The sequence below is a fragment of the Fictibacillus sp. BK138 genome, assembly GCF_004216955.1.
Classification (GTDB): Bacteria; Bacillota; Bacilli; order Bacillales; family Fictibacillaceae; genus Fictibacillus.
This window is the reverse complement of sequence record NZ_SGXL01000001.1, coordinates 1,169,438-1,185,822: the sequence shown is the minus strand read 5'-3', so window position 1 is coordinate 1,185,822 and position 16,385 is coordinate 1,169,438. Positions and strand designations below refer to the sequence as shown.

18 protein-coding genes and 1 other annotated feature are annotated in these 16,385 nt (G+C 38.9%); of the genes, 3 read left to right on the top strand and 15 right to left on the bottom strand.

Annotated features, from left to right (window positions below):
• Nucleotides 1–7: 7 nt before the first annotated feature.
• Nucleotides 8–502, bottom strand: coding sequence for a dUTP diphosphatase (locus tag EV282_RS05770; RefSeq protein ID WP_130294547.1), 495 nt, complete (start codon nt 500–502; stop codon nt 8–10).
• 171 nt (nt 503–673) lie between these two features.
• Entirely contained in the window at nt 674–1,276 is a 603-nt protein-coding gene (locus EV282_RS05765; RefSeq protein WP_226535370.1) for a TVP38/TMEM64 family protein, read from the bottom strand.
• Between the two features lie 143 nt (nt 1,277–1,419).
• Between EV282_RS05765 and EV282_RS05760 the strand changes: the two genes are divergently transcribed.
• The gene (locus EV282_RS05760; RefSeq protein WP_130294545.1) at nt 1,420–2,760 is read left to right on the top strand and encodes a cytochrome ubiquinol oxidase subunit I; all 1,341 of its coding nucleotides are present in this window, start codon (nt 1,420–1,422) and stop codon (nt 2,758–2,760) included.
• 17 nt (nt 2,761–2,777) lie between these two features.
• Nucleotides 2,778–3,803: a cytochrome d ubiquinol oxidase subunit II gene (locus EV282_RS05755; protein ID WP_130294543.1), complete on the top strand. Its 1,026-nt coding sequence runs from the start codon at nt 2,778–2,780 to the stop codon at nt 3,801–3,803.
• A 3-nt stretch (nt 3,804–3,806) separates the two neighbouring features.
• On the opposite strand, the gene EV282_RS05750 is transcribed toward EV282_RS05755, so the two are convergent.
• From EV282_RS05750 to EV282_RS05710, 9 genes are all read right to left on the bottom strand, one after another.
• Nucleotides 3,807–4,058: a DUF1294 domain-containing protein gene (locus EV282_RS05750; protein WP_413466120.1), complete on the bottom strand. Its 252-nt coding sequence runs from the start codon at nt 4,056–4,058 to the stop codon at nt 3,807–3,809.
• A 77-nt stretch (nt 4,059–4,135) separates the two neighbouring features.
• The gene (gene rplT, locus EV282_RS05745) at nt 4,136–4,495 is read right to left on the bottom strand and encodes a 50S ribosomal protein L20 (protein ID WP_066291543.1); all 360 of its coding nucleotides are present in this window, start codon (nt 4,493–4,495) and stop codon (nt 4,136–4,138) included.
• A gap of 39 nt (nt 4,496–4,534) precedes the next feature.
• A complete protein-coding gene (gene rpmI / locus EV282_RS05740) occupies nt 4,535–4,738 on the bottom strand; it encodes a 50S ribosomal protein L35 (RefSeq protein ID WP_130294541.1) in 204 nt (67 codons plus the stop codon).
• A 23-nt stretch (nt 4,739–4,761) separates the two neighbouring features.
• Nucleotides 4,762–5,265, bottom strand: a complete 504-nt coding sequence (infC, locus tag EV282_RS05735; RefSeq protein ID WP_130294539.1) for a translation initiation factor IF-3 — start codon at nt 5,263–5,265, stop codon at nt 4,762–4,764.
• Between the two features lie 454 nt (nt 5,266–5,719).
• Nucleotides 5,720–7,630, bottom strand: a complete 1,911-nt coding sequence (gene thrS / locus EV282_RS05730; RefSeq protein WP_130294538.1) for a threonine--tRNA ligase — start codon at nt 7,628–7,630, stop codon at nt 5,720–5,722.
• Between the two features lie 223 nt (nt 7,631–7,853).
• Nucleotides 7,854–8,082, bottom strand: a binding site (T-box leader).
• Nucleotides 8,083–8,146: 64 nt separating this feature from the next.
• The gene (gene ytxC, locus EV282_RS05725; RefSeq protein ID WP_165389371.1) at nt 8,147–9,016 is read right to left on the bottom strand and encodes a sporulation protein YtxC; all 870 of its coding nucleotides are present in this window, start codon (nt 9,014–9,016) and stop codon (nt 8,147–8,149) included.
• A gap of 101 nt (nt 9,017–9,117) precedes the next feature.
• Nucleotides 9,118–9,774 (bottom strand): amino acid ABC transporter permease, encoded by a 657-nt coding sequence (locus EV282_RS05720; RefSeq protein ID WP_130294535.1) that lies wholly within the window; start codon nt 9,772–9,774, stop codon nt 9,118–9,120.
• Nucleotides 9,775–9,791: 17 nt separating this feature from the next.
• The gene (locus EV282_RS05715; protein ID WP_130294533.1) at nt 9,792–10,580 is read right to left on the bottom strand and encodes a basic amino acid ABC transporter substrate-binding protein; all 789 of its coding nucleotides are present in this window, start codon (nt 10,578–10,580) and stop codon (nt 9,792–9,794) included.
• Nucleotides 10,581–10,705: 125 nt separating this feature from the next.
• Nucleotides 10,706–11,431, bottom strand: a complete 726-nt coding sequence (locus EV282_RS05710) for a Crp/Fnr family transcriptional regulator (protein ID WP_130294531.1) — start codon at nt 11,429–11,431, stop codon at nt 10,706–10,708.
• A 465-nt stretch (nt 11,432–11,896) separates the two neighbouring features.
• Between EV282_RS05710 and EV282_RS05705 the strand changes: the two genes are divergently transcribed.
• Nucleotides 11,897–12,406 carry a nucleotidyltransferase family protein gene (locus EV282_RS05705; RefSeq protein WP_130294529.1) on the top strand — a complete coding sequence of 170 codons (510 nt, stop codon included), beginning with the start codon at nt 11,897–11,899 and terminating at the stop codon, nt 12,404–12,406.
• 20 nt (nt 12,407–12,426) lie between these two features.
• Here EV282_RS05705 and EV282_RS05700 read toward each other — a convergent pair whose 3' ends face one another.
• The 4 genes from EV282_RS05700 to mqnC form a co-directional block, all read right to left on the bottom strand.
• A complete protein-coding gene (locus tag EV282_RS05700) occupies nt 12,427–14,058 on the bottom strand; it encodes a b(o/a)3-type cytochrome-c oxidase subunit 1 (protein WP_130294527.1) in 1,632 nt (543 codons plus the stop codon).
• On the bottom strand, nt 14,055–14,525 hold the full coding sequence (locus EV282_RS05695) for a cytochrome c oxidase subunit II (RefSeq protein WP_130294525.1): 471 nt from the start codon (nt 14,523–14,525) through the stop codon (nt 14,055–14,057). The genes EV282_RS05700 and EV282_RS05695 overlap by 4 nt, the downstream gene beginning before the upstream one ends.
• 13 nt (nt 14,526–14,538) lie before the next feature.
• Complete coding sequence (locus EV282_RS05690) at nt 14,539–14,685, bottom strand: cytochrome c oxidase subunit 2A (protein WP_226535381.1); 147 nt, start codon at nt 14,683–14,685, stop codon at nt 14,539–14,541.
• 468 nt (nt 14,686–15,153) lie between these two features.
• A complete protein-coding gene (mqnC, locus tag EV282_RS05685; RefSeq protein WP_130294521.1) occupies nt 15,154–16,260 on the bottom strand; it encodes a cyclic dehypoxanthinyl futalosine synthase in 1,107 nt (368 codons plus the stop codon).
• Nucleotides 16,261–16,385 lie beyond the last annotated feature (125 nt).

Genomic DNA, 16,385 nt, shown 5'->3' with positions numbered 1-16,385 from the left:
TTCTTATTTAATACCCCGAATCCTGACGATCATGATTTACAGCGTTCTTTTTTAGGTAAGCTTCTTCAATTTCTCGAAACGAAAATCCAAGCTTAACTCCTAATCCCAAAAATTCATTCAAAAATAAATAAAACTCTTGCTTCGAAAAACTTTTTGCCCCTTGCTGATAAAGAGAAAGAAACAGTTGGTTTAACTCCATCTTGTCCATCTTTTCTATAAGTTCAACCTCACTAGGCAAATCTATTTCTGTACTATCTAGTTCTAATCCTATCGATAAAACAAAATGCAGTCCGTCTACATATTCTTCTAAGATTACATCTTTTTCAGATGCTGGACGTTTACTCCAATATTTAAAGCATCTTGTTTCGTTCGCAAGTTCTCCGAGCTCAACAAGAAATGCTAATCTTCTCTGATTTGATAACGAAATATTTTCAAGGTTATGTTCTTTTACAATTCGAGTATTTAATTCATTCTGCATGGAAAAAAGTTTTTCAATTTTCACGTTCGTCCCCTGCCTTTCATTCCTAAGCTATTATAACGTTATCTTGTCATACATTCGAGGATGAATTTTCGGGGACAGTTGAATGCGCCATATCGGATCTCGCGGAATTAACATAAAAATTTCAGGAATCATTTATGAAATTTCAGAAATGATTATTTAAAAACGCATACCTTATGCAGGCATGCGCTGTTTTTCTCTATTTTCTGCTTCTTCCTCAAAAAACTCACTCCATTTTATGACCCATTCTTTCCTTCTCAACAAATAGAACAAGACTGAAAGTACTACAAGCAGTAAGACTGAAGTTATAAGAGACAGGGAGAGCATGATAGATCCGAATGATGAGTAAAAAATGGCTATTGGTATGTTTGAGATGATGCTTGCTTTAGTATATTCTTTAAAATTTGACGAAATTTCAATCAAACAAAGACTTAACAGATGAAAATGCATAAAAGGGATCATCTTTAGTATAGCAATCTGACCTACTGAAAAAGGCATTCTTTTCCCGATCCATTTTCTTTGAAGTCTTTTGATTTTCTTCATAAGCTTCGGCATACTTTTCATCCCAAAATAGAAGAGTACACTCGACAGTGTAATGCCGATGACCGAATACAAAGTGCCTGCTACTGCACCGAACAATATCCCTCCTGTAAGACAGATCAAGCCGACTGGCAGGAAAAAAAATTGTCTGAACGCTTGCAAAAGTATAAAGAGCAAAGGGGCAAAAATTCCGCTGAACTTAAGGACTTCCATGTAGACACTAGTATCCTCTAACACGCTGCATCTCCCCTTTAAGTCAACATATGACAGCAGACGAGCACTATATGACAATTTTATAGCGTGAATAAACCTATATGCTTTATGACACCTTAAACATAGAATATTTGTTTACATAGTTTTATTTTTTAGGAGGATTCGGCATGGACACAGTCGTACTAGCGAGAGCGTTTTTTGGCACATCACTCGGTTTTCATATCATTTTTGCTACCCTAGGTGTTGGTCTTCCCTTAATGATAGTTATTGCAGAAATCATTCACCAAGTAAAAGGAGATAATGATTATGCCATAATGGCAAAGCGATGGACTAAGGCTTTTGCTGTATTATTAGGTGTTGCCATTCCCTCTGGAACTATCGTAGGTGTCCAGCTTTCTTTACTTTGGCCTGGATTCATGGAAATCGTAGGTAAAGTAATCTCCCTTCCTTTTCAGATTGAAATTTTCGCTTTTTTCTTAGAAGCTCTTTTCATGTCAATCTATGTATATGCTGCCGACAGACTCCCAAGATACTTCCGTCTGATCTCTGTTTTTTTTGTTGCCTTTGGAGCTGTTGCTTCAGCTATTCTCATTACAGCGGTAAATACATGGATGAATACGCCTGACGGCTTTAAGATAAAGCCAGATGGTACGATCTATGATGTTCACCCATGGGACGCATTCTTTAACCCAAGTTTTGTATCTTCTGCCTTCCATGTAGCGATTACTGCTTATATGACAGGGGCTTTTGCTGTAGCATCAGTAGCAGCATTCAAACTATTAAAAAAACGTTCAGACCGGGAACGAGCTTATCACCTTAAAGGATTGTTCATGTCTCTTGTAGTCGCGTTTACGATGAGTTTCGTATCTGCTCTGTCAGGGCATCACTCAGCCCAGATTCTTCATCAGCATTCTCCAGAGAAACTGGCAGCTGCAGAAGGGTTATTTGAAACCCAGCGCTATGCACCGCTGGCGATAGGCGGCTACACCGACCCGAAGACAGAAGAAGTAAAATACGGCATTGAAATTCCCTGGGCATTGAGCTGGCTTGCAGCAGGCAAGTTTGATACTGAAGTAAAAGGATTGTATGAATTCCCGCGTGAAACATGGCCGCCTTTTTACGTGCATACTTTGTTTAACTTAATGGTTGGTATCGGAACACTTTTATTGGGACTTGCAGGAATCGCATTGTTGTATTGGTGGTTCTTTATTAAAAACAGGGGCAGACCTTTTCCGAAGTGGCTGCTTTGGTCTCTCGTTTTATCCGGTCCGCTTTCCATGCTTTGTATTGAATTTGGCTGGGTATTCAGCTGCAGCGGAAGACAGCCATGGACGATCTATAGAGTCCAGACAACTGCAGAAGCAGCCACGAGGAATGAAAATCTCGGAATGCTTTTCCTATTGTTTTTACTTTTGTATGCTCTGCTGAGTGTTCTGACCGTTTTAATATTGACTGCTTATTTCAAACGCAATCCAGTGTCTAAAGATATGGATAAACTATACGGATAGGAAGGAGAGGATTGGGTATGAGTGAAGAGGTACTTGCGATACTCATCATGTGGAGCTTTATCTTTGTTTACAGTATTTTTGGCTCGATTGATTTTGGCGCAGGTTTTTGGGCCATGGTCTACAACAATCACAAAACGATGGCCGGGAAGATCGCAAATCGTTTTCTTTCGCCTACATGGGAGATAACAAATACTTTCCTGGTCCTTTTGGTTGTAGCGTTCGTTGGATTCTTTCCAAAAGGTGCCTATACACTTGGAACAGTAATGCTTGTCCCCGTATCGCTGATTCTTTTTTTCTTAGCTATCCGGAGTGCTTTTATGGTATTTTCCTATTCTGTTCAAGGCTATCGGAAGACAATGTTCTTTATTTCAGGAATTTCCGGACTATTAATCCCATCTCTGCTAATCGCCGTACTTCCTATTTCACAAGGAGGATTTATTAGTGTTGATGGAGAGACTCAAAGCCTTTTATTAGGGAAGCTTTTTTCAAGCCCAACCTTATATTTGTACGTGTTATTCGGACTGACTTCTGAGCTCTATCTATCTTCTCTTTTTTTAGCTGACTATTCGCGTGTTTCCAATAGAGAGGATGCATACCGGCTATACCGCGGAAATGCTATACTTCTCGGACCGCTAACACTGTTATCCGCTCTATTTACCCTTATATTTATGGCACCCGAAGCTGGCTGGCTTGTTGATAACCTTATGGGTCAAAAAATATGGTTCATTTTATCCTTAATCTCTTTCTGCATAGCCTATGCTTCTCTTTGGTGGCCAAAACAAAACCGCCCAGGGATTGGACGGCCAAGGTTTACACTGCTAGCAACAGTGTTGCAATATGGACTGGCAAGCGTCGGATATGGATTGGCACATTTGCCATATATCGTCTACCCTGATCTAACCATCTATGAGGCTTTCACTACAACAGAAACATTCTACTCATTAATGATTATGTATATAGTAGGTCTCGCTATACTAACACCAGGTTTCTATGTTTTCTGGCGGTTATTCTTAAAAGACAAACGATATTTGCAGCAGGATTAAAATCTACAAAAACCATCCTGCGATAACTGTAATAAAAATACTTAAGATCGGCAAGCCGTTACGGAATGACGGATGCTTCGTTTTATGGCGGAACTTCTTCATCGCAAGCCACATGCCAGGAGCTCCTCCGGCGATGGCGAGCATCCATAATCTAGATTCAGGCGTACGCCAATTACCTTCTTGTGCAGAAAATTTGTCTTTTTTCATGACCAAGTAAGCAACTGTATTCATTATGATCAAATATAAGATAAACACCTTTTCCCTTTTCCTTTCAGAATGTAAAAAAGATCATCTCCATCAATTGAGGAAATGATCTTTTCTTTTAGTCAAATTTAAGCTTTTAGGCTGTCTTTTGCTTTTGAAGCCAATTCTGCGAAAGCTTTTTCGTCAGTAATTGCGATTTCAGAAAGCATCTTACGGTTGATGTCGATACCCGCAAGTTTAAGACCGTGCATTAAACGGCTGTAAGAAAGACCGTTTGTACGAGCAGCAGCGTTGATACGAGTGATCCAAAGCTTACGGAAGTCACGCTTCTTTTGACGACGGTCACGGTAAGCGTACATTAAAGATTTGAATACTTGTTGTTGTGCTACTTTAAATAATTTATGTTTGGATCCGAAATAGCCTTTAGCTAGCTTAAGAACTTTTTTACGACGACGACGTGTTACATAGCCACCTTTTACTCTTGGCATATTAAAAACCTCCTATTTTTAAATCAACTTATCGTATGATTAACGTTTTTTGTAAGTTAACAATGTGCGGATACGCTTGTAGTCACCACTGTGAACAAGCTTTGCTTTGCGAAGCTTACGCTTAGCTTTTGTAGACTTGTTTGCAAACAAGTGACTAGTATAAGCGCGTGCACGCTTTAATTTACCTGTTCCAGTTTTTCTAAAGCGCTTTGCAGCACCTTTATGAGTTTTCATTTTAGGCATAATGGTTTCCTCCCTGGTAAAAATTATTTTTCGGCTTTAGGTGCTAGGATAAGAAACATGCTTCTTCCTTCCATTTTCGGGTGAGTTTCCACCGTAGAAAGATCTTCACATTCTTTCGCTAATTTCTCCAATACCGTTTTTCCGATTTGAGAATGAGTGATTGCACGTCCACGGAAACGAATACTTGCCTTTACTTTGTCACCTTTTTCAAGGAACTTACGGGCATTTCTAAGCTTCGTATTAAAGTCGTTTTCCTCAATTGTTGGACTTAGACGAATTTCTTTAGTCGTAATGACTTTTTGATTTTTTCGTGCTTCACGATCTTTACGCTGTTGCTCGTATTTAAACTTACCGTAGTCCATAATACGACATACTGGCGGTTTAGCAGTTGCAGCAACGAGTACAAGGTCAAGATTTGCGTTTGCCGCAAGGTCTAGAGCTTCCTGTCTTGTTTTAATGCCAAGCTGGCTTCCATCAGGACCGATTAAGCGAACCTCACGAGCACGAATGCCTTCATTGACAGACATGTCCTTACTAATAGTAAGTCACCTCCAAATTTTTTCAGTGAGTGTTAATAACACCCGACTTGTTATTTCTGCAAATAAAAAAAGCGTCGGCGCATAAATCACCCACACGTAAACCGGCTATGTACTAATGACATGCCTGAATTCCATCTACCCATCAACAGCCAATAGCGGCGTCGAACCAGGTGAGAAGCGGGTGCTTCTGCTTTTTAGCGTCAAACTTATTTTATTAACCTTACATACTATAACATATTGGCGTGAAATGTGTCAAACAACGAATGTAATAAGCAACGAAATTAATTTTACTTCGTTTTGAAAAGTAATGCAAGAGTTTTTTTCAGAAAGTTAAGCGAGCAGGATTTTCTCTCTTTTATATTGTCCTCTTCACTCAATAATCTGTACAAGGAGTTTATAAGGAAAAAGCAGCCGAATTCATGCCGGCTGCTCTTGATCATGTTTATCTCTTTTCATTAATTTGAGCCAAAATCTTATCTCTGAAATCTTCATAAGAAACAGTTTCAGATTTTTGCTCACCATATTTACGTACGTTTACTGCATTGTCTTCGATCTCTTTATCACCTAGTACGAGCATGTAAGGGATCTTTTTCATTTGAGCTTCACGAATCTTATAACCCATCTTCTCATTCCTTGTGTCGATTTCAACACGTACAGCATGTTCTTTTAAGTCTTCTTGAAGCTTATATGCATACTCATTATGAACATCGGATACAGGAATCAACTTTACTTGTACTGGTGCAAGCCAAGTTGGGAACGCACCTGCAAAGTGTTCGACCAAAATTCCTAAGAAACGGTCGATCGAACCGTAGATCGCACGGTGAATAACGACAGGACGAACCTTTTGGTTATTTTCATCCACATAAGTTAGGTCGAACTTTTCAGGCATCTGGAAATCCAGCTGAATTGTTGCACATTGGTGACTTCTCTTAAGTGCATCTTTAATGTGGAAGTCGATTTTCGGACCATAGAATGCGCCGTCACCTTCGTTAAGGTGGTAGTTCATACCCAGATCTTCTAATACATTCTTCAATGCGCCTTCAGCTTGTTCCCATAAACGGTCATCACCCATAGAATCTTCAGGACGAGTAGATAGCTCTACTGAGTATTCAAATCCAAATGTACTGTAAATTTTATCAACAAGCTTAAATACGTTCTTAATTTCACTTTCGATCTGTTGCGGCGTTACAAAGATATGTGCATCATCTTGGCAGAAAGTACGTACACGGATCATACCGTTTAATGCACCGCTGTATTCGTGACGGTGAACCTGACCGAATTCAGCCATACGCACTGGCAGATCTCTGTAAGAATGAAGCTTATTTTTAAAGATAAGCATGTGGCCAGGGCAGTTCATCGGTTTCATCGCGAACTTAGTATCATCTACTTCAGAGAAATACATGTTTTCATGATAGTGATCCCAGTGTCCTGATTGCTCCCAAAGACGCTGGTTCATCATAAATGGTGTACGCACTTCATCATAATCAACTTGACGCTGAAGTTCACGGGAGAAATTCTCAAGCTCTGTACGAATTGTTTGACCGTTCGGAAGATAGAACGGCATTCCAGGTGCTTCTTCTGAGAACATGAACAGTTCTAATTCTTTCCCTAGTTTACGATGATCACGCTTTTGTGCTTCTTCAATGAAGTGCAGATACTCATCCAGATCTTTTTGGCTCAAGAATGCAGCTCCATAAATACGCTGAAGCATTTGGTTGTCGCTATCTCCTCGCCAATACGCTCCAGAGATGCTCATTAGTTTATATGCCTTGATCTTTCCAGTTGAAGGAACATGCGGTCCGCGGCAAAGGTCAAAGAACTCACCTTGCTCATAGATTGTAATCTTTTCTCCCTCAGGAAGATCGCGAATCAGTTCAAGCTTCAAATGGTCATTTAATTTTTCATAAATTTCAAGTGCTTCTTCCCGTGTTACTTCTTTTCGGACGATTTGAAGATTTTCGTTTACGATCTTCTTCATTTCTTTTTCGATTGCCGGAAGGTCTTCTGGAGTTAAATTGTGTGACATATCCACATCGTAGTAAAAACCGTTATCGATGACTGGACCGATTCCAAGTTTCACATCTGGATATAAACGCTTAAGAGCTTGAGCAAGCAAGTGAGCGTTCGAGTGTCTAGTCATCTCAAGACCTTCTTGCGAGTCTTGCATGATGATCTCGATCGATGCATCTTCTTCAATCGGGCGTGAAAAGTCGAACAATTGTCCATTTACTTTCCCTGCTACCGCTTTTTTCTTTAAGCTAGGGCTGATGCTTTCAGCAACTTGTTCAGAAGTTACTCCTTTTGGAAATTCCTTGACCGATCCGTCTGGGAATTTGATTGAAATAGACGACATAAAAAACATCTCCTTTTTTATTGTAAGCTGTTTCGTAAACCTTGTTGTCTTGGATGTAGTTGATTTCAGTTCCAAGATGCTCGCTTTCCGCGGGGCGTGCGGTGAGCCCGCAGGAGTCTCGCACCTTGCACTCCAATCAACTTGTCAATGAAGTAAAATGACTATTAGCAACAATCATTTTTAGAAAAAGCTTTATTGTAAAACAAAAAACACCCGTCCCTATAGAAGGGACGAGTGATAATCTCGTGGTTCCACCCTTGTTCCGTAATAGATAAATAAATTACGGCACTCGGACAGGATAACGGACTGCTGCCGTCAGCGATTACTAAATATTATTTCACCGCTGAAGTTCCAAGGTGGTAAAGCAATTTTTCGTGTTAGGAAGCTTTCAGCCGTGACTTCCCTCTCTAAAAACCGTAAAAGCTGCTTCATGTCCTTATCAATACTGATTAAATGATAAAATTATAAACTTATTATATGCAGATGTTTTTCAAAAAGCAAGAGGACAATGACAGTTTATGACTTTTTTTTATATGGATATGGGTTATCTTTTAAAGACATTTTCTCTATTGGCGATATGGTAACCTTCTCTTGAAAAATATTTTTCACCGTCTGCAGAAGCGGGTGATCCAAATCATAAGCAAAAATCTTGGCAGATGAAGGTGCCAATCCGATTAAAGGTCCAAGGAGGCGTTCATCCAAGTTCACGGCATTTGTTAATTTCAATGCTTTATCGTGTAAGTTCATAAGTTCAGTTTTTGATAGCTGACTTTGCATTTCATCAAATATAACTACATTTTCATGATCAAAAAGGATTAAAATATCATTTTTCAGAATAGATCTTTGTTTTGATAAGCATGTACGCAAATGATCAATGAAGGATTGATACTCAAGTTCTAGTTTGTATTCATCAATCGCACTTTCAACAACTTTAAGCAATGTTGCTAAATACTCTTTAAGACGAAACTTTAAAAAAGCTTCAAACTCTAAGAAGTTTCTTTTTTCCGACAAGATAGACTGCCACTGCTCTCGTATGATTCCACTCAAACTTGGAAGGTTCTTAACTTCTGGTATTCCTTCTATCTCTCCCAAAATTATACTCTTTGATATGGAAAATATTTCTTTTTGTTCAGCAGAGTCACTATAAAAAAAAGCATGTTCGATCATTTCCTTTAAACAAATATCTTCTACCTTGTTCCTTGTAAATTCCGTTAACACATCCAAAATGAATTCTTTATGTTCATGTATGTGCAGTTCAAGAATTTTTGAAGAAGCATCAGATAATTTGGCAAAGGAAGGGTTAATTTTATATTTGGCTGCCGCTCGGATTATTTTTTTTAGAACAGCGATTCCGTCAGACGGGTGTGAAAAAGCGATCGTGATCAAGCAAGTCCCCCCCATATAAAATCTCAATAATACAATATATGGGACTAGGGTCTAAAAAATGTTAGTTAAACAAGGAAAAAACAACCCGGAAACCGAGTTGTTTAATCATAAACAAATCTTCGTTCAATTTTAGAGAGAATATAAGCCATCCCCAGAGTGAGAATTAAGTACATGAAAGCTGCCGTCATATAGGGTTCCCAAGGACGATAATACTGACCCATCATCGCTCGTGCATAATACATTAATTCTGGTGTGGCAATGATTGAAACAAGCGAAGAGTCTTTTATCAATACAATAAATTCATTTCCCAGAGGGGGTATCATTCTTCTAGAAGCTTGAGGAAGAATAACATGTTTCATAGCTTGTACATGATTCATCCCTAAAGATCTTGCTGCTTCCATCTGGCCTTTATCGATTGATTGAATGCCAGCTCGGAAAATTTCTGCTATATAAGCCGCTGCATTTAACGATAATGCTAATACACTCGAAACAAAAACATTAGGCGGTTTCATGATAAGCGGCATCATCGCTGAATGAATCAACAAGATTTGTACAAGCAAGGGCGTTCCCCGAAAAAAACTTATATACCAATTACAAGGAAGGTTAATAAGCGGATTTTTCACCATTTTCCCAAGCCCAATAAACAAACCCAATATCGTTCCGAACAGTATGCCAAGCAAAGATAGCTGAATCGTTATCCAAGTACCTTTTAAAAACAGCGGCATGTATTCGCTTATGATTTGAAAAGAAAATTCCATGTAGACCTCCAGAAAGTTTATTGTTTCAATGTATCTACATTTGGTTCTTCACCAAACCATTTTTTATAGATTTCAGCGTACTTTCCATCTTCAATTACTTTTTTCAAAGCTTTATTGATCTCTTCTTGATGCTCACCGTCTTTTGGAAAAATAATGCCGTAGAACTCACTTTCAAAATTCTCTTGATCAGTAATTGTAACTAGCTTTTTATCAGGGTTGTTTTTTGCATACTCCTGAACAACGGCATTGTCTGCGACAACCGCTTCAACTTCTCCGTTTAATAAGGCCTGAATAGCCAAAGTGTTATTCTCAAACTTCTTAATGTTTTCGCTCTTTCCAAACATTTTTTCTAAAGCTTCCTGACCAGTTGTCCCGTTTTGAACACTTACTTTTTTCCCTTCTAAATCTTTAGCGCTCTTTATCGAAGTACCATCTTTTGCAAGAATCATATTGATTGATTCGAAATACGGTGATGAGAAGTCATAGGTTTTCTTACGATCATCATTAATGGTAATTGCAGATATTCCTGCATCCACTTCTTCATTTTTCAGAGCAATAAAAAGCGGCTCCCAGCCTGTGTTCTTCATCTCATAATCAAAGCCCGCTTCTTTCATAACAGCATCTAATAAATCAACATCAAATCCAACAATCTTCTCTCCTTCAAGAGATTCAAAAGGAGCATATGCTGCATCAGTTCCTACCGTTAGTTTTTCTCCATCAGATCCAGAGCCCGTGCTTCCGCAAGCTGCTAAAAATACTGCAGATAACCCGATTACACCCAATTTCAATTTCTGTTTCAAGTCCATTACTTTGTTTCCCCCTTTATTCTAAATATTCTTATATTATACACAAAATTTTTAATTTAAGGAAAATTCAAATAATAATTCCAAAAGAAAAAGATCCCAATGATTTGAGATCTAAATTAAAACCATTATATTCTGCATATTTCTAAAGGACAGTCCTCACAACTGCATGCATTTTTCAAATAGGCCAAATCTGTAATCTTAATATTCCCACCAGCTTCAAAAGTCACAACCCCGTCTTTTTTTAGCTGACTTAACATTCGATTAACCGTTTCACGTGATGTTCCTATAAGTTCTGCCAAATCTGTATTCGTAAAATGCTGTGATAAAGTAATACCTGAAGGAGTCATTTTTCCATAAGAATTTGCCAGTCTGATTAAGGTTGAACACAATGCTCCTTTTTTTCCGTAAAGCATCAGATCTCTAAATTTTGAACGGGTAATAGCATGCATGTTACTCATCCACTTCATGAATTCAACAGCCACTTCACCATGCTGCCAAATGATCGTTTCCAGATCCTGCTGCTGAATAACACCTATATCACAATCTCTGGTCGCTTTAGCACTATAGTTATAGCGGGAATCCGGAGAAACTCCCAGTTCACCGATCAAATCACCTTCTTGAAAGATATAAAGAATCAGTTCCTTTCCTTCTTCAGTTACTTTTGTAATTTTAATCTGGCCTTCTCTTAAATAAAACAATTTGTCTGCCGTGTCATTGTCTAAAAATAAGAATTGATCTGCTTCCACTTTCCTGGGATACATAATACTTTCTAAATATTGAAAAGTGTTATTTGAAAAAACATCTGTATTTTGATAAGAACAATAATTTTGTTGCTGTGTGCAGGCACCCATAATTGAAACCTCCCCGCTTCTCATATTTCCATTATAATCCACAAACGAAAAATTAATTGTGATTTTAATCACACCAACTGTGAACAATGTGTGATTTTTGATACATCTTAACTTGAAAATTTGTTTTATTCTTTTTTCAAAGATGTTTATCGTATTGTTGCTCTCCGATAGTAGTTGATTTCCGCTTCAGGTTGCTCGCTTTCCATGGGGCGTGCGGTGAGCCTCCTGCCGCTCTGCGCCATTAGGAGTCTCCACCTGACCGCTTCAAGGAAGTATCCTTGCTCCTGCGTCTAAAAGTAAATGCTACCGAAGTGAGCTTCCTCGTCGCATGCCTAGCGAGAAGCTTTCCAGGTGGTAGGCACGCACCTTACCCTTCAATCAACTTGCCAGTGAAGAAAATGAACAAAATTACGTAAAAGCATCAGTCTTGTAGTAAAGAACCATTTGTAAAAAGGAGGGATTAAAGTGACTGCAGCAGTCATATTAACTGAATTCAACGAGTCAAAACCTTTATCCAAAAATGATAAATCAGCTGTTGTCAGCTTAATTAGCGAACTAAAGCCCTATTTCAAAGAAATCATAGTTGTAAGTGATCAGCCTTCTGTTTACTTGCCTTACGTAAAAGATACCGCTCGTATTCTGACACCTTATTATAAAGTGAGGGATCCACTTTCTTCTATACATGCTGCTCTATCTCTAGCTATCTCTGATGATGTCTGGATTCTACATGAGGCTTTTTCTTTTCCCGGCATTACCACTTTTAATGAAATATTGTTGTTGAAAGAATCCAGTGGTTCACAATGTGCAGTGTACGAAAAGAAGAATCCGAGTCTTTTATACAGTATAGTGGATAAAAGTGTTCTTTCTGTTTTATATGAAGCCATTCATAAGAAAAGTAATCGCTTAACCCATCTTTTTAATCAAACATACTGTACTTATTTTCCATTACAAAAAAACAAAAGCTTGCAAACTTGAAGAAGTTTGCAAGCTTTTTCCTACCAAAATTTATAACCAGTTGATCCTGGTGGTCCATGCTCTATCATATGCCAAAAAGGAATCGTGTAAGCTATTAAGATCAACGCAGCACAAATGCCTACCCAGAGCTTCCAATTCTCTAAAATTACCGGTGTAGCTGCGGCTTCCTCCTCCACCTCTCCTACAGGAAAATCCATTTCTCCCTTTGGTGCTTTAAAAGCCAAATAGCCGATGATATACATCAAGAGCAAGATCGCTATAAAAAGAATCGTTCCTCCGATTGCCATGGCTGCTTGATAAGGAACCCAATCCATTGCTTGAGGATGGTCCGAATAAGTCGTATAGGCTGTTCTGCGAGGTGCTCCAAATAAACCTACTAGATGCATTGCCCCAGACATAAACGCCATACCTACCGTCCACATGATAGTCTGAATGATTCCAAGCTTATTCATTTGCGGTGTTAAAGTTCTGCCACTCAGATAAGGGACAAGCCAGTAGGCGATTCCGAAAAAGGTAAGTGCAACTGTTGAAGCAACTGTAAGGTGAAAATGTCCGGTTACCCATAACGTATTATGAATGACCTGGTTTAATTGATGACTCGCGTTAATAATTCCACCTGCTCCTGCAGGAACAAAAATCAGCATTCCCATCATTGGAGCAAAAAAACGTACATCTTTCCAAGGTAAAACTTTAAACCATCCAAAAAGACCTTTTGCCCCTTTTTTTCTTCCTGCTGTTTCAAATACGGCAAACATAGAAAATGCAGTCATTAACGAAGGGACGATCACCATAAACGTAAGGACTACCTGGAAAAACTTCCATGAATGCGAGATCCCCGGCTCTAAAAGCTGATGGTGAAAGCCTACTGGAATACTGAATAAAAGAAAGAGTACAAAAGAAAGTCTTGCTAATGCATCACTAAATATCTTTCCTCCAATAATTTTAGGAATGACTACATACCAGCACATATAAGCTGGAAGAAGCCAGAAATACACGAGCGGGTGCCCAAAATACCAAAAGAGCGTTCGGCTGATTAATATATCAATTTTATCTACCCAGCCGATCGACCAAGGAATGAACTGAAGGATTACTGTAGCTGCAACGCCTAACGTTGCGATGAACCATAAAGCCATCGTCATAACAGCCATGTAGCTAAAAAGGGGAGACAGCTTGTTTTTGGTTCTTCTCTTCCAAATATAATACTGATTCCACATCGAGAAAGCGCAAAGCCAGCTACCAACGACAACATGAACGAGTGCCACATAAAACCATGGTGATGCCTGCAGGGGGGCATAGAACGTATAAAGTACAGTGGCTTTGTTCAGCAAAATAAATATGGTTGCTAATATGGTTCCGAAAGTCATCATGGCAAATCCAAGCCACGCCGTTCTTCTCGGAACATCATAAAGAGCTCCCATCGTTTTGCTTATTCCGGCATATAAAAAACCAACAATAAAAAAAGTTGTAAAAATAAGTGCTAATAAAACACCATGAGCAGTTAATAGTTGATAATATCCGATATGAAGAGGAAGCTCGATCGTTCCACTTCTAACCAGTGTTTGTAATAGACCTGCTATGGCACCAATAAATAATGCAATAAAACTTACACTTAAAAAACCTAGACTTAACTTCGCATCTCTTTTATCGATCATGACGTCACCTCCAATGTTACCGCCATTACTTGATGACCCACTCCACAATATTCATTACATAAGATAAGGTATTTGCCTGGCTTATCAAATGTATGTGAAATTTTGCTTACATACCCTGGGGTTATCATCATGTTTACATTTGTTGCCGGGATTTGAAAACCGTGAACAACATCAGTACTTGTCACTTTAAAATGAACGGTAGAACCTTTCGGAACAGTCATTTTAGAAGGTGTAAACGTAAAAGCTTGAGCTAGCATGATCGCTTCATACTCATTATCACCTATCTTCGTCAGAGCAGGTTTATCGAATGGTGCTGTTAAGGCTGCTTTTTGGGGATCGATTGTTTCCATGTGACTGGGAGGCTGATTGCCCATAGCATAAGCTGAGACACCTACAATTAATAAAAAAATCGTTAAACACACTGCCCCTGACCAAAGCCAGATTTTTTCGTATTTATGAATATGCATCTTTTAAAACCTCCTATCTAGATAGATACAGCAAGTAAACTGCTGCCCATGACAAAACGACAAACAAACCAACACCCATAACTGAAAGAAGGGTTCCTAGCAATTCTTTTTCCTTTTTCACCTTTACTTTTTCATTAGTCTTTCTTTGCAGCTGCGGCATCTTCATTCCTCCTTAGGTTTCACACTTAAAGAATAAGCTCAATAAAAAAATACCGCTGTGACAAATGTCATAACGGTATTTAATCTGTTGTTTAGGAACCTTTTCTTAGGTTCTTTTCTAAAAGATGCTACAGAGAGGATTTGAATTAATTCATTGAATAGTTGATTGCAGTGGAAGCTGCGTGCCTACCACATGAGAAGCTTCTCGCTAGGCATGCGACGAGGAAACTCACATCGGTAGCATTTACATGTAGACGCAGGAGCAAGAGTACTTCCTTAAAGCGGTAAGGTGAGACACTTAAAAGTGAAACGTACGAATGCGGCCTCACCGCCTGCCCCGCGGAAAGCGAGCAACCTGGATCGGAAATCAACAACTTCCAAAAACAATAAAGTTTTCAAAAAAAAATCTTTTTATAAAATAAAAAACACCTGACTCTTGTTTTCACAAACAGTGTCAGGTGTTCCTGAATTAGTTTTGCATAACAAAATCTTTTTCTGCATTTTCTTCATCTTGAAAAGTACGAAGAATTTCATATTTCGTATTTCTCTGAGCAGGAATTTTTCCTGCTTCACGAATAAGTCGCAGCGTTAAGTTTGTATTTACTTTATGTGTAGTACCGGCAGCTGAAACAACGTTCTCCTCCATCATCGTGCTCCCAAAATCGTTGCAACCGTAATGAAGAGATTTTTTACCGACTTCTGGTCCCATCGTAACCCATGAGGATTGGAAGTTTGGAATGTTATCCAAGAAGATCCGAGAAATGGCCACGTTCTTCAGATATTCTCTAGGCGTCGTTTTCTCCGCTTTCATATTTGTGTTATCCGGCTGGAAAGTCCATGAAATAAAAGCTAGGAAACAATTTGTTTCATCTTGAGCATCCCGGACTCTCTGTAAATGAAGTGCTCTTTCTTCAAAAGTTTCCCCAAACCCGATAACCATCGTAGCAGTTGAATGCAGACCTACTTTTTTAGCTGTTTTCATACAATCGATCCACTCGGTCCATGAACCTTTTAGTCTGCTTATCTTTTTACGTGTACGATCATCAAGAATTTCTGCTCCTCCGCCAGGAAGTGAGTCAAGACCCGCTTCTTTTAGTTCACGAAGTACTTCTTCCAATGATAATCCTGATACCTCTACCATCTTCCAAACTTCAGCTGGTGAGAAAGAATGCATGGTAATATCAAAACGCTTTTTAATCTCTTTCAACAAATCCGTATAATAGCTAAATGGAAGGTTAGGGTTCGTTCCGCCTTGCATTAAAATTTCTGTACCGCCCACATCAACTGTTTCCTGGATTTTTTGAAAAATCACTTCATCATCCAGCACATATCCTTCTTCACTCCCAGGAGGGCGATAAAAGGCACAAAATCTGCAATATGTATCACAAAAATTAGTGTAGTTAACGTTGCGTCCGATCACAAAAGTAGTGACAGGCTCTGGGTGCCACCTTTTCATGATGATGTCAGCAACTTCTCCCATTCGCTCCACTTCATCACTTTCATATAATTTAACGGCATCTTCTACGGATAATCGTTCTCCATCTAATGCTTTTTGTAAAATTGATTCAATACTCATCGGCAACCTCCGAATCGAATTTCTTATGTACTTATCCTATCATATTTTTATAGAAGACACAGCTCTGTACGAGAAAGAAAAAGAAAAACAGCATAAAAAAGACCACTGCCCACTTAAAGGACAGT